This window comes from Nocardiopsis camelliae, assembly GCF_028993595.1.
GTDB classification, from domain to species: domain Bacteria; phylum Actinomycetota; class Actinomycetes; order Streptosporangiales; family Streptosporangiaceae; genus Nocardiopsis; species Nocardiopsis dassonvillei.
In genome coordinates this window covers 5664496-5686322 of the sequence record NZ_CP118614.1, presented here as the reverse complement: position 1 = coordinate 5686322, position 21827 = coordinate 5664496, and the positions used below count along the sequence as shown (strand labels likewise).

General features: G+C 73.9%; 16 protein-coding genes. 9 read left to right on the top strand and 7 right to left on the bottom strand.

What is annotated here, in order from left to right:
• Nucleotides 1-47: 47 nt before the first annotated feature.
• Nucleotides 48-1031 (bottom strand): ABC transporter substrate-binding protein, encoded by a 984-nt coding sequence (locus PV789_RS24770; RefSeq protein ID WP_274978247.1) that lies wholly within the window; start codon nt 1029-1031, stop codon nt 48-50.
• 272 nt (nt 1032-1303) lie between these two features.
• On the opposite strand from PV789_RS24770, the gene PV789_RS24765 reads away from it, so the two are divergent.
• The 5 genes from PV789_RS24765 (at nt 1304) to PV789_RS24745 (ending at nt 9847) form a co-directional block, all read left to right on the top strand.
• Nucleotides 1304-2335, top strand: coding sequence for a hypothetical protein (locus PV789_RS24765; RefSeq protein ID WP_274974777.1), 1032 nt, complete (start codon nt 1304-1306; stop codon nt 2333-2335).
• Between the two features lie 47 nt (nt 2336-2382).
• Nucleotides 2383-2850 (top strand): transporter, encoded by a 468-nt coding sequence (locus PV789_RS24760; protein ID WP_274974776.1) that lies wholly within the window; start codon nt 2383-2385, stop codon nt 2848-2850.
• Nucleotides 2851-2917: 67 nt separating this feature from the next.
• A complete protein-coding gene (locus PV789_RS24755; protein WP_274974775.1) occupies nt 2918-4504 on the top strand; it encodes a 3' terminal RNA ribose 2'-O-methyltransferase Hen1 in 1587 nt (528 codons plus the stop codon).
• Nucleotides 4501-7095, top strand: coding sequence for a polynucleotide kinase-phosphatase (locus PV789_RS24750; RefSeq protein ID WP_274974774.1), 2595 nt, complete (start codon nt 4501-4503; stop codon nt 7093-7095). Before PV789_RS24755 ends, PV789_RS24750 begins: the two co-directional genes overlap by 4 nt.
• A gap of 319 nt (nt 7096-7414) precedes the next feature.
• Nucleotides 7415-9847, top strand: a complete 2433-nt coding sequence (locus tag PV789_RS24745) for a DUF8508 domain-containing protein (RefSeq protein WP_274974773.1) — start codon at nt 7415-7417, stop codon at nt 9845-9847.
• Between the two features lie 73 nt (nt 9848-9920).
• Here PV789_RS24745 and PV789_RS24740 read toward each other — a convergent pair whose 3' ends face one another.
• The 5 genes from PV789_RS24740 to PV789_RS24720 all read right to left on the bottom strand — a co-directional run bounded on the left by PV789_RS24740 (nt 9921) and on the right by PV789_RS24720 (nt 14637).
• Nucleotides 9921-10673: an ABC transporter permease gene (locus PV789_RS24740; protein WP_274974772.1), complete on the bottom strand. Its 753-nt coding sequence runs from the start codon at nt 10671-10673 to the stop codon at nt 9921-9923.
• The gene (locus PV789_RS24735; RefSeq protein WP_368045804.1) at nt 10673-11428 is read right to left on the bottom strand and encodes an ABC transporter permease; all 756 of its coding nucleotides are present in this window, start codon (nt 11426-11428) and stop codon (nt 10673-10675) included. Before PV789_RS24735 ends, PV789_RS24740 begins: the two co-directional genes overlap by 1 nt.
• Nucleotides 11425-12324, bottom strand: coding sequence for an ABC transporter ATP-binding protein (locus PV789_RS24730; RefSeq protein WP_274974770.1), 900 nt, complete (start codon nt 12322-12324; stop codon nt 11425-11427). Before PV789_RS24730 ends, PV789_RS24735 begins: the two co-directional genes overlap by 4 nt.
• A gap of 136 nt (nt 12325-12460) precedes the next feature.
• Nucleotides 12461-13156 carry a response regulator gene (locus tag PV789_RS24725; protein ID WP_274974769.1) on the bottom strand — a complete coding sequence of 232 codons (696 nt, stop codon included), beginning with the start codon at nt 13154-13156 and terminating at the stop codon, nt 12461-12463.
• Nucleotides 13153-14637 carry a sensor histidine kinase gene (locus PV789_RS24720; protein WP_274974768.1) on the bottom strand — a complete coding sequence of 495 codons (1485 nt, stop codon included), beginning with the start codon at nt 14635-14637 and terminating at the stop codon, nt 13153-13155. The genes PV789_RS24725 and PV789_RS24720 overlap by 4 nt, the downstream gene beginning before the upstream one ends.
• 203 nt (nt 14638-14840) lie before the next feature.
• On the opposite strand from PV789_RS24720, the gene galE reads away from it, so the two are divergent.
• Entirely contained in the window at nt 14841-15854 is a 1014-nt protein-coding gene (galE, locus tag PV789_RS24715) for a UDP-glucose 4-epimerase GalE (protein ID WP_274974767.1), read from the top strand.
• A 134-nt stretch (nt 15855-15988) separates the two neighbouring features.
• Entirely contained in the window at nt 15989-17569 is a 1581-nt protein-coding gene (gene guaA, locus PV789_RS24710) for a glutamine-hydrolyzing GMP synthase (RefSeq protein WP_274974766.1), read from the top strand.
• A 271-nt stretch (nt 17570-17840) separates the two neighbouring features.
• Here guaA and PV789_RS24705 read toward each other — a convergent pair whose 3' ends face one another.
• Nucleotides 17841-19793, bottom strand: a complete 1953-nt coding sequence (locus PV789_RS24705; protein WP_274974765.1) for a serine/threonine-protein kinase — start codon at nt 19791-19793, stop codon at nt 17841-17843.
• Between the two features lie 262 nt (nt 19794-20055).
• On the opposite strand from PV789_RS24705, the gene PV789_RS24700 reads away from it, so the two are divergent.
• Nucleotides 20056-21036: a 4-(cytidine 5'-diphospho)-2-C-methyl-D-erythritol kinase gene (locus PV789_RS24700; RefSeq protein WP_302475370.1), complete on the top strand. Its 981-nt coding sequence runs from the start codon at nt 20056-20058 to the stop codon at nt 21034-21036.
• A gap of 83 nt (nt 21037-21119) precedes the next feature.
• The gene (locus PV789_RS24695; RefSeq protein WP_274974763.1) at nt 21120-21824 is read left to right on the top strand and encodes a thiamine pyrophosphate-binding protein; all 705 of its coding nucleotides are present in this window, start codon (nt 21120-21122) and stop codon (nt 21822-21824) included.
• Nucleotides 21825-21827 lie beyond the last annotated feature (3 nt).

The following is a 21827-nucleotide window of genomic DNA, read 5'->3' as shown; positions in this document are numbered from 1 at the left end:
CTCCGCCTCCAGGGGCGTGACCGCCGGGGGCCGACCGCCCGCCGCCCTCAGGAGAGCTGGCCGATGATCGGCTCCAGTTCGCCCCTGAGCCACTCCAGCCCGATGGGAGCGGGGGAGTTCAGCGCGTTGGCGAAGGCCAGGTCGGCGTGGTACACGGTCGAGGCCTCGACCGCGGGCAGCTCCTGGAAGAGGGGGTCATCGGCCAGCCTGTCGCGGTCCTCCCCGGTCGGGGCCCACACCATGAGCACGTCGGCGTCGAGTTCCTCGGTGCGCTCCAGGGGCAGCGGTTCGCCCGTCTGGGTGTTGTCCTGGTTGTCGGCCGGCCGCAGCCCGAACAGTTCGAGCACCGAGCCGTTGCCGAAGGCGTACTGCCCCGGGTCGGCGCGCACCCACTGGTAGGTCCTGGAGCCGATGCCGGGCACCCGCCCGCCGACCTCGGCGAACGCCGCGCCGATGTCGGTGATCAGCTCCTCGGCCTCCTCCTCCCTGCGCAGCGCCCGGGCGGTGGTGCGCAGCCGCGTGTCCCAGTCCACGTTGAGGGCCTCGGAGTCCGGGGCGACCGTCGGCGCGATGGCGTTGAGCTGCTCGAACGTGGCCGCGTCCGGAACCTGGTAGGTCTCGGCCAGGATCAGGTCGGGCTCCACCGAGGCGATGGCTTCGAGGTCGGGCCCGCCGTCGGCCGAGACCAGGCCGGGGTCGGCGATCCCGGCCAGCTCCTCGGCCAGCCAGGGGGTGGCGGTCTCCAGGGTCCGGGGGTCGGCGGCGACGGCGACCGGCGTCACCCCCAGGGAGAGGGCCTCGTCGGCCGCGGCGAAGCCCAGGGCCAGGACCCGGCTCGGGCTCTCCCCGACCGTGACGCCGCCGTGGAGGGTCTGGACGGTCACGGGATAGCCGTCCGCGCCGGGGGAGGAGGTCTGTCCGGCCTCCCCGGCCCCGGCCCCGGCTCCGCACCCGGTCACGGCGACGGCCAGTGCTATCGCCGCTGCGGCCCGGCGCCTCCCGCGGCCGACCGCCGCGCGCTCTCGTCCCATGCTCACGTACGCACACCTCTCACTCGCCGCGAAGCGCCGCTCCGCGCCGCACGGCGGGCGGTGGGGGAGCCGTAGGGGATCCCGCGCCACGCGTGCGGTTAAGGGAAGGCTTACCTTATTCTCCGTTGGCGGGAGGGTGCCGCACCGCCCTCCCCGAAGCGGCCTCCGGGCACGGGACAGGGGCGCCGCCCCGGGCCCGACGCCGCGCGTTCCCGACCAGGCCGCCCCGGGCCCGACGCCCCGGGGTCCGAGGGCCCGCTACGCTCGGTCGCATGTGGCGATTCGTACGCAAACCAGCCAGGGTGCCGCGTCGGGGCGCCGACATCGGGGCGCACCTGGTACCGGAGGCCTTCGGAGTCGACCCGGTCCTGAGGACCGCCTGCGACGCCGTCCGCGAGGGCGACATCGAAGCCGGCGCCTCCCTGCTCGTGGAGAGCCGGGAGGACCCCGAGACCCGCGTACTGCGGGTCGAGGCGCTGGCCAGGGCCGCCGCCGACCTGCCCGGGGAGATCGTCGGACTCCTGGAGGCCGGTGCCGACCGGGCCGACACCATGCTCTGGCTGGGCCACACGCTGCTGGCCCGCGCCCTGGTCCGGCCCTCCGGCGGGACCATGGCCGACGAGAAGGCCGCCTCCGCCGCCCTGCACGAGGCGGGGGATGCTTTGGAGGCCGCCGCGCGGCTGCGCCCCGACGACGCGGCGCCCTGGGCCGGGCTCCAGACCGCCGCTATGGGCCTGGGCGCGGACCGGGAGGAGAAGGACCGGATCTGGCGCGAGATCATCGCCCGCGCGCCCCACCTGTTCCCCGCCCACACGGTCCGCACGCGCACCCTGTCGGCCGCCCGGGGCGGCAGCGCCGAGGAGATGTTCGCGTTCGCCGGAGCCGCCGCCGACACCGCGCCCGTGGGCAGCCCCCTGCCCTCCGTGCTCGCCCTCGCCCACGCCGAGCACGTGCGCGCGGAGCAGAAACGCCTGACCGCCGAGGGCAACCTCCCCTCCATCGTGGACATGGCCCTGGGCCGCCTGCACGGGGAGTCGGTCCAGGAGCTGTTCGAACTCGCGCGCGGGTGGGTCGCCGGGGCGGTCGCGCACCCGCGCGACGCCCAGGCCCACCACCTGTTCGGATGGGCCTTCCACCGGGCCGGGATGGCGCAGGCGGCGCACTGGCACCTGGCCGCCGTGGGAAACGTGCGGTGCGACATGCCCTGGTCCTTCTTCGGCCCCGCCCACACCGAACTGATCCGCGCGATGGCCGAACTCGGGGTCGACCCGGGCCGGGGAGCCCAGGGTCCGGCGTCGGTCTGAGTACCGCTACTCAGGCGCGGGCGGCGCGCACCGGGCAGTCTGGGGACATGAACCACCGCTCTCCCGCCCCCGCCTCCGTCCCGCGCACGGTCCTGCTCGCCTCGGCCGCGGCCCTCGCCGCGGTCGCCCTGGCCCACCTGGTCGGGTGGGGCGTCGCCCACGCCATGGACGCGGCCCACACGGCGCCCGACGCCAACATCGGCGCCGGGATGGCCCTGCTGCTCCTGCCCTTCCCCCTCGCCCCGGTCATGGCCTGGCCGCTGACCCTGGCCGTCCGCCTGCCCCGCCCGGGGATCACGGCGCTGGTCTGCACCCCCGTCTACCTGCTGCTGGCCGTCGTGGTGTGGACCCTGTGGCCCGGCGCGGCCGACCGGACGCCGCAGGACTCCTTCCTGCACCCCGTGCTGGAGTCCACCTGGAGCCTGGTCGCCGCCAACGCGCTCATCCTCGCGGTCGCGCTGGCCGCCGCCGCGCTGATCGTCCGCGGCCGGTCCGCCCCCGCCGTCCGCTCCTGAGGGCGCACGCACCCCGGCGCCCGAAAAGCCCTCGCCAGGGCGGTAAGGGCTCGGCCACAATGCACGGGTGCTACTGACGATCACGACCACGGCGAGCCCGGCGACGGACCTCGGCTTCCTGCTGCACAAGCACCCCGACAGGGCGCAGAGCTTCGATCAGTCCTTCGGCACCGCCCACGTCTTCTACCCCGAGGCCACCGAGCAGCGCTGCACCGCCGCGCTGATGCTCGACGTCGACGCGCAGGCGCTGCTGCGCACGCGCACGTCGGTGAGCACACCCGACTTCGCGCTGGCCCAGTACGTCAACGACCGCCCCTACGCGACGTCGTCGCTGTTCACGGTGGCGCTGGGGCGGGTCATGCGCTCCGCGCTCCGGGGGGACTGCAAGCAGCGTCCCGAGCTGGCGCGCACGCCGATCCCGCTGGAGCTGCGCATGCCCGCGGTGCCCTGCCGGGGCGGCGCCGAGCGCGCACGGTCGCTGTTCGAGCCCCTGGGGTGGGCGGCGGAGGCCGAACCGGTCCCGCTCGACCCGGGGCTGCCCGGATGGGGCGACTCCCACTACCTGTCGCTCACCCTCACCGGCACCGTGCGGCTGTCCGAGGCGCTCAGCCACCTGTACGTGCTGCTGCCCGTCCTGGACGGCAACAAGCACTACTGGGTGGACCGCAGCGAGGTGGACAAGCTGCTGCGGGCCGGCGGGGTCGCCGCCGGGACCACCGGTGACGCCGGTGCCGACGAGGGCGACGATGCCGTCGAGGGTGCCGGTGCGGGCGGGACCGACGGTGCGGACGGGAGTGACGGGTCCGCCGAGACCGGCTGGCTCGCCGGACACCCCGAACGGGCCTGGATCGTCCGCCGCTACCTCAACCGCCGCGACGGCTACGTGCGCACCGCGCTGGCCCGCCTGGCCGAGGCCGACGACCTGACCGGGGACGGGGAGGGCGACGACCCCGGGGACGAGGAGGCCGCTGCGGCGCCGCCCCCTGAGGAGCGCGCCCCCAGCCTGGCCGAACAGCGGGCCGGGGCGGTCATGGCCGTGCTCGCCGCCGAGAACGCCACCAGCGTCATCGACCTGGGCTGCGGCGCCGGACAACTGCTCACCCGCCTGGCCCGCGACCGCTCCCTGGAGCGCGTCACCGGAGTCGACGTCAGCGTCGTCAGCCTCGAACGCGCCCACCGCAGGGTGTGCCGGGGCTGCGACCCCGGCGGGCGCGACCGCCACCGGCCCCTGTTCTCCGACACCGTCGCGGCCCGCGACCGCGGGGACGCGCGGCCCGGGCCGGAACTGCTCGTCGGCTCGGTCGTCTACCGCGACAAGCGGTTCGAGGGCTACGACGCCGCCGTCCTCATGGAGGTGGTCGAGCACCTGGACCCCTCGCGGCTGCCCGCGATGGAGGAGAGCGTGTTCGGCTCCGCCCGGCCCCGCGTCGTCGTGGTCACCACGCCCAACGCCGAGTACAACACCCACTACGAGGGGCTGGAGGACGGCGCCTTCCGGCACAGCGACCACCGCTTCGAGTGGACGCGCGCCGAGTTCACCCTGTGGGCGGACGGGATCGCCGACAAGTACGGCTACCGCGTCCGCCACCTGCCGGTCGGGCCCGAACACCCCGACACCGGCGCACCGACCCAGATGGGAGTCTTCGTCCGATGAGTACGACCGAGAGGACCGGGGCCGCCGAGCCGCGCGTGCTCGGCGTGCCCGAGATGGGGCTCGTCGTGCTGGTCGGGGTCTCCGGTTCCGGTAAGTCCACCTTCGCCGCCCGGCACTTCGCCCCCACGCAGGTGATCGGCTCCGACCGCTGCCGGGGCATGGTCAGCGACGACGAGAACGACCAGGCCGCCACCGCCGACGCGTTCTCGCTCCTGCACACCGTCGTGGACATCCGGCTGCGCCGGGGCCTGCTCGCCGTGGTCGACGCCACCAACGTGCAGAGCAGGGCCCGTCAGGAACTCGTGCGCATCGCCAAGGACAACGACGTGCTGACAACGGCCATCGTGCTCGACGTCCCCGAGGCCCTGGCCCGCGAGCGCAACCGGGACCGGTCCGACCGCGACTTCGGCGACCACGTCATCCGCCGCCAGCGGCGCGACCTGCGCCAGAGCCTGCGGCACCTGCGCCGGGAGGGCTTCCGCAAGGTGCACGTGCTCCAGGGGCCGGAGGAGATCGACGCCGCCGTCATCGGACTGGAGCGCGCCTGGCCCGACCGCAGGGAGCTCACCGGACCCTTCGACATCGTCGGCGACGTGCACGGCTGCCGCGAGGAACTGGAGGAGCTGCTGGGCGACCTCGGCTACGAGCTGACCCGCGACGGCCTCGGGCGCCCGGTCGGCGCCCGGCACCCGCGGGGGCGCACGGCGGTGTTCGTCGGCGACCTCGTGGACCGGGGCCCCGACAGCCCCGGCGTCCTGCGCCTGGTCATGGGCATGGTCGCCGACGGCGACGCCCTCTGCGTGCCCGGCAACCACGAGAACAAGCTCGTCCGTGTGCTCAAGGGCGGCAAGGCCCAGCTCACGCACGGCCTCGCCGAGACCATGGAACAGCTGGGACGCGAGAGCGGGGAGTTCCGGGGGCGCGTGCTGGACTTCTGCGACGGGCTGGTCAGCCACCTCGTCCTGGACGGGGGCGCGCTGGTCGTCGCGCACGCCGGACTCAAGGAGGAGTACCACGGGCGGGCCTCCGGACGGGTGCGCTCCTTCGCCCTGTACGGCCAGACCACCGGCGAGACCGACGAGTACGGGCTCCCGGTGCGGCTGCCGTGGGCGCGCGAGTACCGCGGCCGGGCCGCCGTGGTCTACGGGCACACGCCCATGGCCAAGGCCGAGTGGGTCAACAACACCCTCTGCCTGGACACCGGCTGCGTGTTCGGCGGCAGGCTCACCGCGCTGCGCTACCCCGAGCGCGAGATCGTCGACGTGCGGGCGCGCCGCACCTGGTACGAGCCCGCCCGGCCGCTGACGGACACCGCGGACGGGGAGACCGCCACGCGCCCCGACGCCGCTGTGGACGTCACCGACATCGGCGTCGGCGACACCCGCACGGGCATGTTCGTGGAGACCGAGCACGGCCTGGTGCGCGCCGACGGCGGCAGCACCCTGGCCGCGCTGGAGGCCATGAGCAGGTTCGCGGTGGACCCGCGCTGGCTGCTCTACCTCCCGCCGACCATGGCGCCCGCGCCGACCTCGGCCGGGCCCGGGCTGCTGGAGCACCCGAACGAGGCCTTCGCCTCCTTCCGGGGCTCGGGGATCGGCGAGGTCGTGTGCGAGGAGAAGCACATGGGGTCGCGGGCCGTGGCAGTGCTGTGCCGGGACGCCGACGCCGCCGAACGCCGGTTCGTGCCCGGCCGGCTGGGCACCGTCTACACCCGGACAGGACGGCCCTTCTTCTCCGACCCTGCCCTCCAGGCCGAGGTCGTGGACCAGCTCCGCCGGGCGGTCACCGACGCAGGGCTGTGGGACCGGCTGGGCACCGACTGGGTCGCCCTGGACGGGGAGATGCTGCCGTGGTCGGCCAAGGCCCGGTCGCTGATCCGCGAGCAGTACGCGTCGGTGGGCGCCGCCGCCCGCGCGGCCCTGCCCGCCGCCGGGATCGCGCTCGCCGCCGCGGCCGGGCGCGGTGTGCCCGTGGACGGGCTGATCGAGGGGGTCGCGCGCCGGACGGAGCAGGTGGAGGAGTTCAGCCGGGTCTACCGGCGCTACTCCTGGGACACCGACGGCACCGCCGGACTCCGGTACGCGCCGTTCATGGTGCTGGCCTCCGAGGGGCGCGAGTACGGGGACGCCGACCACCTGTGGCACATGGCCGTCGCCGAACGGCTCGCCGAGGCGAGCGGCCTGGTCCACCCCACCCGCTACCGGGTCGTGGACACCACCGACCCGGGCGCGTGCGCCTCGGCCGCCGACTGGTGGACCGACATGGTCTCCACCGGCGGCGAGGGGATGGTGGTCAAACCCGTCCTGGGCGCCCGCGCCACGGGCCGCAAGGGCCTGGCGCAGCCCGGGCTGAAGGTGCGCGGGTCCGAGTACCTGCGCATCGTCTACGGGCCCGACTACACCGACCCCGAGCGGATGGCGGTCCTGAAGGACCGTCAGGTGGGCCGCAAGAGCGGGCTGGCCATGCGCGAGCACAAGCTGGGCCTGGAGGCGCTGGCCCGCCACGCCCGGCGCGAACCGCTGTGGCGCGTGCACGAACCGGTGTTCGCGGTGCTGGCCCTGGAGTCGGTCCCGGTCGACCCCCGGCTTTAGGGGGAGGGGGCGGGCGCCGCCCCCTCCCCGCGGGGACCTCGTGCCTGTAGCGGGGTTCGACGGCCCGAACCCGCTACAAGTACGAGACCACTCCAGGTCAGGAGTTCGCAGTCACATCAGCACCGCCTCCGGCCAACCGGGGTCGGGCGCGGCGGAACGCGGGCTGGAGGAACCCACGAGGCGGGGGCGCCGCCGGACCGGTCCGATCCCACCGACGGCGTTCCGATTCGCCTCCTTTTCACGCCTTCTCTTTCGGTCGGCCATCCGCAGGGGCCATGATGTGCACGCCCGTCAACCCCCACTCCCCTCCGGAGAAGATGTGTCCCCCAACCGACCCGGACGCCTGGTCGCGTCCACGTCCGCCGCGGCGGCGGTGCTCCTGGGCCTCGGGCTCACGTCCGCGCCGTCCGCCCTCGCCGACACCGCCACCCCGGTGGTCAGCGAGGTCTACGGCGGAGGCGGCAACAGCGGCGCGCGACTGCGCCACGACTTCGTCGAACTGGGCAACCCCACCGGTGCGGCGTTCTCCCTCGACGGCTGGAGCGTGCAGTACCTGCCCGCCAGCCCCAGGCCCGCCACCCAGGTGCAGGTCACCGCACTGAACGGCGAGATCGGCGCGGACGGGCACTACCTCGTGCGCCACGCCGCGGGTGCCGGGGGCAGTGTCGACCTCCCCGCCCCCGACGCCACCGGCGGCACCAACATGTCCGCCACCTCCGGCACGGTCCTGCTCGTGCGGGGCACCGACCCCGTCACCTGCCGGACCGCCGCGGAGTGCGCCGCGGACGCCTCCGTCGCCGACCTCGTCGGCTACGGGGACGCCGTCGTCCACGAGGGAGCGCCCGCGCCCCGGCTGAGCAACACCACCTCCGCCTCGCGCGACGACGCCCTCACCGACACCGGCGACAACGCGGCCGACTTCACGGCCGCGGCCCCCTCGCCCACCAACACCGCGGGCCAGACCCCCGGCGGGGGCGGCACCGACCCCGAGGAGCCCGTCGAGCCCGGCGACCTGCGCGTCCACGACGTCCAGGGCACCACCCGCACCTCCCCCTACGCCGGACAGCGGGTCACGGGCCTGCCCGGCGTGGTCACGGCGGTCAACCCCTTCGGCGGCGCGCGGGGGTTCTGGTTCCAGGACGCCGAGGGCGACGGCGACCCGCGCACCAGCGAGGCGCTGTTCGTCTTCACCGGGTCCACCACCCCGGACGTGGCCGTCGGCGACGAGGTCCTGGCCGCCGGACGGGTCAGCGAGTACCGCCCCGCCTCCGGCACGCAGACCATCACCCAGCTCGACCAGGCCCGCTGGACCGTCCTGTCCTCGGGCCGCGCCGTACCCGACCCGGTCCTGCTCGACGAGGGCGCCGTCCCCGAGGCCTACGCGCCCGAGCCCGGCGGGGACGTCTCCGCACTGGAGCTGGACCCCGGCGCCTACGCCCTGGACTTCTGGGCCGCGCACGAGCACATGCTCGTCCGCGTGGAGGACGCGCCCGTCGTCGGAGCCACCGACGACTACGCCGCGCTCTGGGTGACCACCGAGCCCGGGCGCAACCCCACCGTCAACGGCGGCACCCGCTACGGCTCCTACGACGACCCCAACTCCGGACGGATCAAGGTCGAGTCGCTGCTCGACCGCGACCGGCACCCGTTCCCCGAGGCGAACGTGGGCGACACCCTCGCCGGGGTCACCGAGGGCCCCCTCTACTACAGCCGGTTCGGCGGCTACCTCATCCGCGCCACCACCCTGGGAGAGCACGTGCGGGGCGACCTGGAGCGCACCGCCGTCCGCGACGCGCGCCGCCACGAGGTCAGCGTCGCCACCTACAACGTCGAGAACCTCGGCGGGCGCGACGACCAGGCCAAGTACGACGCGCTGGCCGCCGGGATCGTCGAGTCCCTGGACTCGCCCGACATCATCGGCCTGGAGGAGATCCAGGACAGCACCGGCCCGACCGACGACGGCGTCGTGGACGCCGACGTCACCCTGGACCGGCTGGTGGAGGCCGTGGAGGCGCACGGAGGCCCCGCCTACGAGTGGCGGCAGATCAGCCCCGAGGACAAGCAGGACGGCGGCCAGCCCGGCGGCAACATCCGCAACGCGTTCCTGTTCGACCCCGAGCGTGTGGAGTTCGTCGACCGCGAGGGCGGCGACGCCAGCACCGCCGTGGAGGTCGTGGAGGGCGAACGCGGCGCCGAGCTGTCGGTGTCCCCGGGCCGGATCAGCCCGCGCGACCAGGCCTGGGAGTCCAGCCGCAAGCCGCTGGTCGGTCACTTCCGCGCCCTGAACCGGGACGTCTACGTGGTCACCAACCACTTCAACTCCAAGGGCGGGGACGAGTCCCTGCACGGCGTCCACCAGCCGCCGCGGCGCACCAGCGAGACCCAGCGCCACGCCCAGGCCGAACTCGTGCGCGACTTCGCCGAGGAGCTGCTGGCCGTGGACCCCGGGGCCAACCTGGTGGTCATGGGCGACCTGAACGACTTCCAGTTCTCCCGGACCCTGGAGATCCTCACCGCCGACGGGCCGCTGCACAACCCGATGACGGACCTGCCCGAGGAGGAGCGCTACAACTACGTCTTCGACGGCAACTCCCAGGCCCTGGACCACATCCTGGTCAACCAGGCGCTCGCGGGCCGGGTCGAGTACGACATCGCGCGGATCAACTCCGAGTTCTCCGACCAGGTCAGCGACCACGACCCCCAGGTGCTGTGGCTGGACACCCGCCGCAGCACCCCGCCCGGGCGCCCCTGAGGCCGCCCGGCTCCCGGCGCGTCCCCCGCGCCGGGAGCCGGGTCCCCGGCCGGTCGCCCTCGCGCCGACGGGGTCAGCGCACGTCCCTGCGGCTCAGCACCGTCGCGGAGAGCACCCACAGGGCGAGGGTGGTCACCGCGGCCGCGAGCGCGACGGAGAACGCCGTCGGCAGGTCGAGGGACCCCGCGTCGGAGACGGCCGTGCTGCCCAGGCTGAGCGACGTGGTGACCAGCGACTGCGGCAGGAGGTAGGAGACCACTCCGCCCTCCCCGGAGTAGAGGAGGCCGACCCCGGCGACGCAGCCCAGGAGGCCCAGGGCGACGGGCGCGGCGAAGGAGCGGACCAGCATCGACAGCAGGGACTGCAATGCGGCCACCGGCAGCGCGGCGACGACGCCCAGCAGGGCGGCGGCCGCGCTGTGCCAGGGCAGCCAGCCGTCCAGACCCAGGACGAGCTTGCCGCTCAGCACCACCAGCCCGAGCAGCACGGACTGCATCACCACGACCACCAGGGCGAGCGAGACGAGCTTGGCGCCGACGACCGAGAACGCCCGCGCGGGCGCGGCCATCAACAGGTTCCAGTTGTGGCCCCGGTGCTCCATGCGCCACGCGGCCGACGCCGCCACCGCGATCCCCATCGACATGAACACCATGCCGTAGAAGAGCACCACCTGGGACCAGTAGGACGCCCACCCGGAGGAGAGGGCCTCCTCGTTGGCGCCGTAGTTCACCGTCCCCGTGACGACCGCGAGCAGCGGCAGCACCACGGCCACGATCCACAGGGCCGAACGGCGCAGCTTGGCGAGTTCGGCGAGGACCATCCCCATCACGCCTCCGTCCGGTCGAAGCGGTGGCTGGCCACGGCGAACAGAACCGCCACGAGCACCAGGAACGCGGCCAGCCAGCCGTATCCGGGCGTGATAGCGACGAAGCCGTCCTCGTCCATCCCCAGCGGGGAGACGACCGCGTAGTAGCCCCAGGGCAGCACGCGCGCCAGGGCCGGGGGCATCAGCAGGGTGAACACCCCGCAGAACGAGCCGAGCAGCCCGAGCGCCAGCCCGACGAGCTGGTTCTCCACCAGCGCGGCCAGCAGCACGTGCAGGCACAGCACCGCCAGATCCACCAGGAGCAGCCCGAAGGCGTACCGGACCCACACGCCGGGGTCCGGCTCCACGGTGATCCCCGCGGCCAGGCCCGCCGTGAAGACCAGCGCGGTCTGGACGGCCACCGCGGCCGCCAGCAGCAGGCCCAGCACCGCGACCTTGGCCCGGCACAGCAGCCCCGAACCGAACCCGGCCACCTGCGACAGCGTCCAGCCCCGGCCCTGGTGCTCGATGTCCACCTGCCTGCTGGCCAGCACCGAGACCAGGAGGGGTGAGGTCATGGCCGCGATCATGACGTAGCTCATGAGCAGGCCCTCCCACGGCTGGGCGGCCGGATCGCCGAAGCCCTCCCGCACGGAGTCCGACATCAGGTTCATGCAGGACAGGCCCACGACGGCGGCCACCATGACCGCGCAGACCAGCACGACCCGGAGCCTGCGCGCCTTGCGCAGCTCGAGTCTCAACGCCGTCACGATCACAGCAGCCCCTCACGGCCGGTGAGGTCCATGAAGACCTCCTCCAGGGACTGCTGGACGCGCCGCACCCCGTGGATCGGCACGTCCTCGGCGACCAGCCGCCGCACGAGCGCGGCGGTGTCCTCGTCGCCGAACCCGGACAGGCGCACGCCCCGCTCCGCGCGAACGGCGGGGATGCCCAGGGCCAGGGCGCGGTCGGGTTCGGGGGTGTCCACGAGCAGGTCCGGCACGCTGCGGTGGAACAGTTCGGTCCGGGTGCCCTGGAAGACCAGCTTTCCGCGGCCCAGGATGCCCAGAACCGAGGCCATCCTGTCGATCTCGTCGAGCAGGTGGCTGGAGACCATGACCGTGACGCCCTCCCCGGCCAGCGTCACCAGCAGTTCGCGGATCTCCTCGATGCCCGCGGGGTCCAGGCCGTTGGTGGGCTCGTCGAGGACGAGCAAACGCGGCTCCCGCGCCAGGGCCATCGCGATGCCCAGGCGCTGCTTCATCCCCAGCGAGTACGCGCGGACGAGCTTGCCCATGTGCTCCTGGAGGCGCACGGTGGCGACCGCGCGCAAGACCTGCCGGTCGCTGAGCCCGAGCATCCGCTGGACGATCGCCATGTTCTCCCGCCCGGTCAGGTGGGCGTAGCCGGGAGGCGCCTCGATGAGGGAGCCGATCTCCCGCATCAGGGCGGGGCGCGTGTCCCGGTTCATCGGCTGTCCGAAGACGGTGATCGCGCCCCGGGTCGGCCGGGCCAGCGACAGCAGCATCTTCATGGTGGTGGACTTGCCCGAGCCGTTGGGGCCCAGGAAGCCGTAGACGCAGCCCGGCGGCACCCGCAGGTCGAGGTCGTCGACGACCGTCCGCGCACCGTAGGCCTTCGTCAGGTGGTGGGTGGTGATGATGTGGTCCATGGAACTCCTTCCACCGAGGAGCTTCCGGCACCGGGACCGGGGAGGGCATCGTGCCGGGGGAGGGGAAACGCGCTCCTACCGCGGTAGGAGGAGGGGGCGCGGGGCACCGGGAGGGGAGGGTACGGGGCGGGCCCGTTCACGCCTCCCGGAGCAGGTCCTCGCGGCCCACCAGCCCGGCGCGGAACGCGAACAGCACGGCCTGCACCCGGTCGCGGGAGCCGGTCTTGGCCAGGACGTGGCCGACGTGGGTCTTGACCGTGGGCATGGACAGCACGAGGCGCTCGCAGATCTCCGTGTTCGTGTACCCCAGCGCCACGGCGACGAGGACCTCCTGCTCGCGCGGGGTCAGCGAGGCGGCGGCGCGGCGGGTGCCCCCGTCGAGCGGGACCGGACGCGAGGACGGGCCGCCGAGCAGCGGACGCACGTGCCCGAGCAGCCTGCGCGTGGAACTGGCCGAGATGACTGAGTCGCCCCGGTGCACGGTCCGCACGGCCTCCAGCAGCTCCTCGGGCGGGGTGTTCTTGAGCAGGAAGCCCGCGGCCCCGGCCTCCACGCCCTCGACCACGTACTCGTCGGTGTCGAAGGTGGTGAGGATGACGACGCGGCAGTCGGCCCCGGAGGAGACGAGGGAGCGTGTGGCGCTCAGGCCGTCCGTGCCGGGCATCTGGACGTCCATGAGCAGGACGTCGACGGGGTCGGAGTGCTGCCGGGCGAGTGCCCGGGCCCCGTCGGCCGCCTCCCAGGCCACGGTCAGGTCCGGCTGGGAGTCGATGACCATCGCCATGCCCGCCGTGAACAGGACCTGGTCGTCGGCCAGCCCCACGCGGATCACGCGTCCTCCCAGGGGATCACCGCGCGCACCCGCCAGGTGCCGGTGGCGTCGTCGGCGCCGGCCTCCAGGGCGCCGCCGTGCAGGCCCACGCGCTCGCGCATGCCGACCAGGCCGTGGCCGGGGCCCCGCCGGGCGCGGTCCGGGGCCGCCCCGGCGGCGGAGGACGCCCCCGCCGGGGAGGAGCCTCCGGTGGGGGAGGGCGCCCCGGTACCGGAGGGGCTTCCGATGCCGACATGCCTCCCGATGACGGAGTGCCTTCCGGTGACGGAGGGCGTTTCGGTGCGGGAGGAACTCGCGGGTGCCGAGGGGCCTTCGGGCACCGAGTGACCCGCGGGTTCCGAGCGGCCTGGGAGGCCCGCGGGAGCTGTGAGGGCTGTGGGCACGGTCTCGCGGACGGGGTTGGCCACGTCGATCCCGACCCGTCCGGGCGACCACGTGAGCTCGACCCGCACGGCGGAGGGCCCGCCGTGCTTCAGCGCGTTGGCCAGCGACTCCTGCACCACGCGGTAGACCGTCAGGGACGCGGTCGCGGGCAGGGTCGCCGGGGCGTCCGCGTCCTTCCGCCCGCCGCGCGGGGCGGCCGGGGACCCGTGCTGGACCAGGCGGATCCGCAGACCGGCGCGGCGGTACTCCTCCACCAGGCCGGGCAGGTCGCCGACCCCGGGGGCCGGGGCGGCCCCGCGCTCCTCGCCGTCGCGCAGGACGCCCAGGAGCTGGTGCAGCTCCGCCGCCGACTCGCGTCCCACCTGGGCGACGGTGGCCAGAGCGGCCACCGCGCGCTCCGGGGCGGCCTTCGCGGCGTAGCGGCCGCCGTCGGCCTGGGCGACGATGACGTTCAGCGAGTGCGCGAGGATGTCGTGCATCTCCCGGGCGATACGGGTCCGCTCGTCGAGCGCGGCCAGGCGCACCTCCTGCTCCCGCTGGGTCTCCAGCAGCCGGGCGTGCTCCACGACGCGGGCGAACTCCTCGCGGTTGCGCCTGCGGAACGCTCCGAGCAGGGAGAACAGCCCGACCGCCGTCCACGCCGAGAAGACGCTGTTGAGACGCAGCTCCAGGTCCGGGGAGAGGTTGTCCGGCGGGATGGAGAGGACGGCCCAGGCCGCCCCGGTCAGGAGCAGGACGAGGCCGACGGCGCGCCACGGGCGCGGGAGTTCGGCCTGCGCCGTGTAGGAGGCGACCAGGGCGCAGATGCCCACCGGAGCCGTGAGCTGGTCGAACCAGAGGATGTGGAACGCCAGCAGGAACCCCAGTACCGCCAGGCACGTGAGCGGACGGACGCGGCGCAGGACCAGGGCGGCGCAGCACGCGGCGGACACGGCGAGGTAGACCCACGACTCGGTGGCGGTGAAGCCGCCCCCGGGCCGGGTCAGTACCGACATGCCGAACCAGACGGCGGCCCAGAGCGCGTCCACGGCGAGTACGTGGTCCCGGGCCCAGAGCGTGGCGCGGTCCAGGAGGGTGCGCGCGGTCAGGTCGGCCATCCCTCCACGATAGGGACGCGGAGGCCGCCGGGCCTCATGCCCCGGCATGAGACCGCGGGGTCCGAAAGGCGGCCCCGCGGCCCCCGGACACCGACGAAGGGCAGGTCAGGGGCGGGGCGTGTCCACGGGCCCGCTTCCGCGGGGCGCCTATCCTGGGGAGCGCCCGCGACGCGGCGGGCGCACTACACCCAGGGAAATGAGACATGAACGTACTGCTCACCGGTGGTGCCGGGTACATCGGCTCCCACACGGCGGTCGAACTCCTCGAAGCCGGGCACGAGGTCGTGGTCGTGGACCTGCTCTCCAACAGCCACGAGGAGGCCCTGCGCCGCGTCGAGCGCATCACCGGGCGCACCGTCGCCTTCCACCGGGCCGACTGCGCCGACCCCGGGGCGATGCGCCGGGTCTTCGCCGAGCACCGCGTCGACGCCGTCATCCACATGGCCGGGCTCAAGGCCGTGGGGGAGTCGGTGGAGCAGCCGCTGCGCTACTACCGCAACAACATGGACTCCCTGTTCACGCTCATCGAGGTCATGGACGAGCACGGCGTGCGCGACCTGGTCTTCAGCTCCTCGGCCACCGTCTACGGCGACCCCGAGCAGGTGCCGATCACCGAGGACAGCGCCCTGTCCGCCACCAACCCCTACGGCGCCACCAAGCTGTTCGCCGAGCGAGTCCTCCGGGACACGGCCGCCGCCGACCCGCGCTGGCGGATCACCTCCCTGCGCTACTTCAACCCCATCGGCGCCCACCCCAGCGGTCTGATCGGCGAGGACCCCCAGGGCGTCCCCAACAACCTCTTCCCCTACGTGGCGCAGGTCGCCGCGGGCCGCCGCGAGCGGCTGAACGTGTTCGGCGACGACTACGACACCCCCGACGGCACCGGCGTGCGCGACTACCTGCACGTGGTGGACCTGGCCCAGGGGCACATGGCCGCCGTGGAGCACCTCGCCGACGCGTCCGGGTACCGCGTCTACAACCTGGGCACCGGGCAGGGCACCTCCGTCCTGGAGGGCCTGCGCGCCTTCGTGCGCGCCACCGGGGCGGCCGTCCCGTACGAGGTGGTCGACCGCCGCCCCGGCGACATCGCCGTGTGCTTCGCCGACCCCTCGGCCGCCGCCCGCGACCTGGGCTGGAAGGCCGTGCGCACGGTGGACGACGCCTGCCGCGACGCGTGGCGCTGGCAGTCGGCCAACCCCGCGGGCTTCACCGCCTGAGCCCCGGGGGAGCCCCCCGGCGGCCCCGCCGCGCGCGCTGAGCCGGACCGCACACGCGCGCGGGGCCTTCCGGGCGTGTGCAACGCCCTAGACTGGGCGGACATCCCTGTACTTCCTGCGGAAGGTCCTCCGTCGTGTCCGTTGGTGCTGAGAGCACGTTCGACACCGTTCTCGTCGTCGACTTCGGCGCGCAGTACGCGCAGCTGATCGCACGCCGGGTCCGCGAATGCCACGTGCACAGTGAGATCGTGCCCTCGACCATGCCCGTCGAGGAGATGCTCGCCAAGAAACCCAAGGCCATCATCCTCTCCGGCGGCCCGTCGTCGGTCTACGCCGAGGGGGCCCCGAACCTGGGCCCCGAGCTGTTCGAGACCGGGGTGCCCACCTTCGGCATCTGCTACGGCTTCCAGGCGATGACCCGGGCCCTGGGCGGCACCGTCGCCAGGACCGACCTCAGTGAGTTCGGCCGTACCGAGCTGTCGGCGGTCACCGACTCCCTGCTGTTCGCCGGGATGCCCGCCGAGCAGCTGGTCTGGATGTCGCACGGCGACTCGGTGGTGGAGGCCCCCGAGGGCTTCGCCACGACCGCCAGCACCGCGGGCGCCCCGGTCGCCGCGTTCGAGCACACCGGCCGCAACCTCTTCGGCGTCCAGTTCCACCCCGAGGTCCTGCACACCGAGCACGGCCAGGAGGTGCTGCGCCGCTTCCTGTACGAGGGCGCCGGGTGCCGACCCACCTGGACGATGGTCAACATCGTCGAGGAGCAGCTGGAGCGCATCCGCGAGGACATCGGCGACAAGCGCGTCATCTGCGCGCTGAGCGGCGGCGTGGACTCCGCGGTGGCCGGCGCGCTGGTGCAGCGCGCCGTCGGCGACCAGCTGACCTGCGTCTTCGTGGACCACGGCCTGCTGCGCAAGGGCGAGGCCGAGCAGGTGGAGAAGGACTTCGTCGCGATCACGGGCGCCAAGCTCAAGGTCGTGGACGCCGAGGAGCGGTTCCTGTCCGCCCTTGCGGGGGTCTCCGACCCCGAGGAGAAGCGCAAGATCATCGGCCGCGAGTTCATCCGCGTGTTCGAGCAGGCGGCCAGAGAGGTCGTCGCCGAGAGCGGCGAGAGCGGCGCCGAGGTCGAGTTCCTGGTGCAGGGCACCCTCTACCCGGACGTGGTGGAGTCCGGCGGCGGCACCGGGACCGCCAACATCAAGTCCCACCACAACGTGGGCGGCCTGCCCGACGACCTCCAGTTCACGCTGGTGGAACCGCTGCGCGAGCTGTTCAAGGACGAGGTGCGCAAGGTCGGCGAGGAGCTGGGCCTGCCCGCCGAGATGGTCTGGCGCCAGCCCTTCCCCGGCCCCGGCCTGGCCATCCGCATCATCGGCGAGGTCACCCGCGAGCGCCTGGAGATCCTGCGCGAGGCCGACGCGATCGCCCGCGAGGAGCTGACCCGCGCCGGACTGGACCGCGACATCTGGCAGTGCCCGGTGGTGCTGCTCGCCGACGTGCGGTCGGTGGGCGTGCAGGGCGACGGGCGCACCTACGGCCACCCGGTCGTGCTGCGCCCGGTCAGCAGCGAGGACGCCATGACCGCCGACTGGTCGCGCGTGCCCTACGACGTACTGGCCGGGATCTCCAACCGCATCACCAACGAGGTGCGCGAGATCAACCGGGTGGCGCTGGACGTGACCAGCAAGCCCCCGGGCACCATCGAGTGGGAGTAGCCCCCGCCGGGGACCGGACCCGCGGGAGCGGCCCCCGAGCGGCGGACGGGCCCGGGTGACGACGCGTCGTCACCCGGGCCCGTCCGTTTTCCGTTCCGTCCTCGCGGCGCCGCGCCGGGGAGCGGTCGTCCACAGGCGCGGACCGGGGGTGGCGGAGCGGGGCGCCGATGCGGTGTCCTGGATACAGGGGGGCTCCCCGCCCCGTCGGCACCGTGCTGCCCTGCGAACGGTGCCGTCCCGCGACGGGCGCGGCCCGCCCCCGGCCCGGGGCTCAGTCCACGATGTGCTCGATGTTGATCTCCGTGGCCTCCGCGCCCGCCCGGTGGTTGAGCACCAGCGTGCGCGGTTCCATGTCGTCGCGCAGTATGAACACCAGCTCGCCCCCGGCGGCGACCCCGGGGCCGATCCCGGCCGAGTCCCACAGCGGGGCCTCCACCTCGCGCACGGACGGCGCCTGGGCGTTGACGGGCTCCCGGCTGGTCGTCATGTGCTGCGCCGTGTGCTCGAACTCCACGAGTTCGTCGCTGAGGTTGAACAGCTCCAGGTCCACCACGCAGTACTGGCCGGTCGACGGCAGCTCCGAGCGGATGTTGTGCTCGGTCAGGCCGCAGCTGACCCCGCTGATCCGGTACTCGACCATGCGGTCCGCGGAGGCGCCCGACATCCCGCTGGGCACCTCCTCTGGAGCCTCCTCCTCGTCGGCGCCGCCGGGGGACTCGTCGCCGGGCGCGGGCGCCTGCGGTTCCGGGGCGGCGCCCGACTGCTCGGAGGCGTCCCCCTGGGAGTCGCCGTCCCCGAAGAGCGACCAGTCGCTGAGGTTGGTCAGCACGGTCGCCATGACGATCAGGGCCGCCAGCAGCGCCACGGCGCCCAGCACCAGGGCCACGACCGTCCCCCTGCGCCGGTTGGGCGCGGCGGGCTGGTGCGGTGGCGGCGGCACCGGCGGAACGTAGGGCTGCGGGCCCCGGCGGCCAGTCTGCTGGTCGGCCGGGGGAACCATCGGGATCGGCCCGGTCGAGGCCGGGTGCGGCGCCTGGCCGGGACCGGGCACGGGCCGCGGCTGCTGCACCGGGCCGCCCTGGGGCTGCCCGCCCGGAGCCTGGACTCCGGGGACCTGGTGCGCCTGCTGCGCCTGGCCCCCCGGCGGGGGGCCGCCCGGATGGCCCGGCGGCGGACCCTGCGGACGCGGGTAGTTGCCCGTCTGGTGCGCGGGCGGGGGCATGGGGGGCGCGCCCTGGTACTGGCCGGGCGCCGGGTGGCGCATGCCCGCCATGGTCTGGGGCGGCCCCTGCTGGGGGTGGGGCATGCCGGGCGGGGGCACCGGGGGCAGGTTGGGCCGCCACGACTGGTGCAGCGCGTGGGACACGATGTCGTTGGGGTTGCTGTTGTCCTCGCCGCCAGCCAGCTCCAGCAGCAGGTCCTGCGCGGTGGGGCGGCGGCCCGGCTCCTTGGCCAGCGCGCGCGTCACCAGGCGGTCCAGGGGGCTGTCCAGGTTGCCGATCTGGGGTTCGGCGAACAGCACCCGCTTGCCCAGCGTCATGGCGTCGCCGTTGCCGAAGGGGTGGGTGCCGTTCCCGGCGAAGGCCACCAGGCAGCCCCAGGCGAAGATGTCCGCCGAGGTGGTGACCTTCTCCTCCAGCAGCTGCTCGGGCGCCATCCAGCCGGGGCTGCCCATGACGATGCCGGTCTGGGTGTGGTTGGTCGCGGTGTTCATCGCGCGGGCGATGCCGAAGTCGATCACCCGGGGGCCCGAGAGCGACAGCAGCACGTTGGCGGGCTTGAGGTCGCGGTGGACCAGCCCGGTGCGGTGGATGGCGGCCAGGGCGGCCGCCACACCCAGCGCGAAGCCGTGCAGCGTCGAGGAGTCCAGGGGACCGTTCTCGGCGATGTGCTCGGCCAGGGCGGTGCCCGCGATGTACTCGGTGACCATGTAGGGACGGTTCTCGAACGTCCCGTGGTCGAGCACCTTGGCGGTGCAGAAGGAGGCGACCTTGCGGGCGTTCTCCATCTCGTCGCGAAAGCGCGCCCGCGTCGCCTCGTCGAAGGCGAGCTCCGGGCGGATGACCTTGATGGCTACCTGGTTGTTGCGCTCGGGAGTGCTGCCCAGGTAGACGGTTCCCATGCCGCCGCTACCCAGCTTCCCGGACAGCACGTAGGGACCGATGGTGGCCGGATCCCCGGCGGCCAGCGGTTCCAGGTTCTTCGGGAGCCCATCCGACGGCAAGCGACCCTCCCCGACGGTGTCCAAACCCCGCCTTGCCCCAAGGTAGCGGTGTTTGTGCCCGGATTCCCACTCACGGGCCTGATTGGGCCGTTCTGGGGGCGGGCGGAAACTGACATGACAGTGGTGACGATCCCCGAACCGCGTCCGGGGTTCCCGTTTTCCTCTGACGGCGTACGAGCCGACGGGAGGCGGTGAACACACCGGAGCCCCCGGAGGGCACTGTGTTCACGCAAGGTGGGGGTTCCTTTACGATTGGGGACTCGTGACCGTTAATACCACCGTAACCGTGCGGGTCCCCGCGAAGGTGAACCTCCAGTTGGCGGTGGGGCCCAGACGTGAGGACGGGTTCCACGACCTCGTCAACGTGTTCCACGCCGTCTCGCTGTTCGATGAGGTTACCGTCCGGGCGGCTTCCTCGCGCCGACCGAGCCCGTCCGGCGGTGCCGGATCCGCCGCAGGGGCCTTCGCCGGACTGACCGCGGGCGGCGCGCTGGGCTCCCACCTGTCCCGCGTGCCCCTGGACGGGTCCAACCTGGCCGCGCGCGCGGTGACCCTGCTGGCGGAGCGGGCCGGCCGGGGCAGCCCGGTCACGGTCCACCTGGACAAGAGCATCCCGGTGGCGGGCGGCATGGCCGGGGGCAGCGCGGACGCCGCGGCCGCCCTGCTGGCCTGCGACCGCCTGTGGGGCTGCGGCCTGCCGCTGGAGGAGCTGCTCGGGTACGCGGCCGACCTGGGCAGCGACGTCCCCTTCGCGCTGCTGGGCGCCACCGCGGTGGGCACGGGCCGCGGGGAGCTCCTGCGGCCGATGACCAGCCCGGGAAGGTTCCGCTGGGTCTTCGCCCTGTCGCCGCACGGCCTGTCCACGGCCGGCGTGTTCGCCGAGTACGACCGCATCCGCCCGGACGCCCCCGAGCCCCTGCTGGACCGGGTGCTGGCCGACGCGCTGGCCGGCGGCGATCCGGCGGTCCTGGGCGCCGCGCTGACCAACGACCTCCAGGAGGCCGCGCTCTCGCTGCTGCCGGAGCTGGAGCGCACCCTCAAGACCGGCGCCGGTGCGGGGGCGCTGGGCTCCCTGGTGTCGGGATCGGGTCCGACCTGCGCCTTCCTGGTCGGCGGCGGCGACGAGGAGGAGTCGGTCGTCGCGGAGCGGGAGGCCGCGGTGGTGGCGGCGCTGGAGGGCAGCGGGCTGTGCGAGCAGGTCGTGACGGCGTACGGGGACGTCCCCGGGGCCACCGTCCTGTGATGTAAATCACCTCCGATTTTCCTGGTCGGAGGAGGTCCGCGCCAGTTGACCTCAACCTTTGTTGGGGTTCAACACTGGTGGACATGACCACCGCAACCGCCCTCTCGCGCTACGCCGACCTGCCCGCCCTCATCGGACTCATGGAGGGTGACGAGAAGCACAACGGAGCGGCCCACTCCACGCTCGACATCGTGTGGGTGCTCTACGACCGCGTGCTGTCGGTCACCCCCGACACCGCCGACGACCCGGCCCGGGACCGCTTCCTGCTCTCCAAGGGGCACGGACCCGCCGCCTTCTACGCCGTGCTCGCGGCCAAGGGCTTCCTGGACGTGCCGACGCTGCGCGGATGGACCGCCTTCGACTCGCCGCTCGGCCACCACCCGGACCGGCTGCTCGTCCCGGGGGCGGAGATCGGCAGCGGGTCGCTCGGCCACGGACTGCCCCTGGGGTTGGGCAGCGCGCTCGGCCTGCGCGCCCAGGGGATCCGCCGCCCCGACGGGACCGAACCCCGCGTCGTGGTGCTCGTCGGCGACGGCGAACTCGACGAGGGCAGCAACCACGAGGCCATCGCGGTCGCCGGACGGCTCGGTGTGGACAACCTCACCGTCGTCGCCGTGGACAACGCCTCGGCCAGCCACGGGTGGCCGGGCGGGATCGGCGCCCGCTTCGGGATCGAGGGCTGGGAGGCCCGCGACGTCTCCGGACGCGACCACGACGCCCTGTACGGCGCGCTCACCCGCCCCCACCCCGGACGGCCGCTGGCCGTCGTCGCCCGCGTCCGTTCCTAGGAG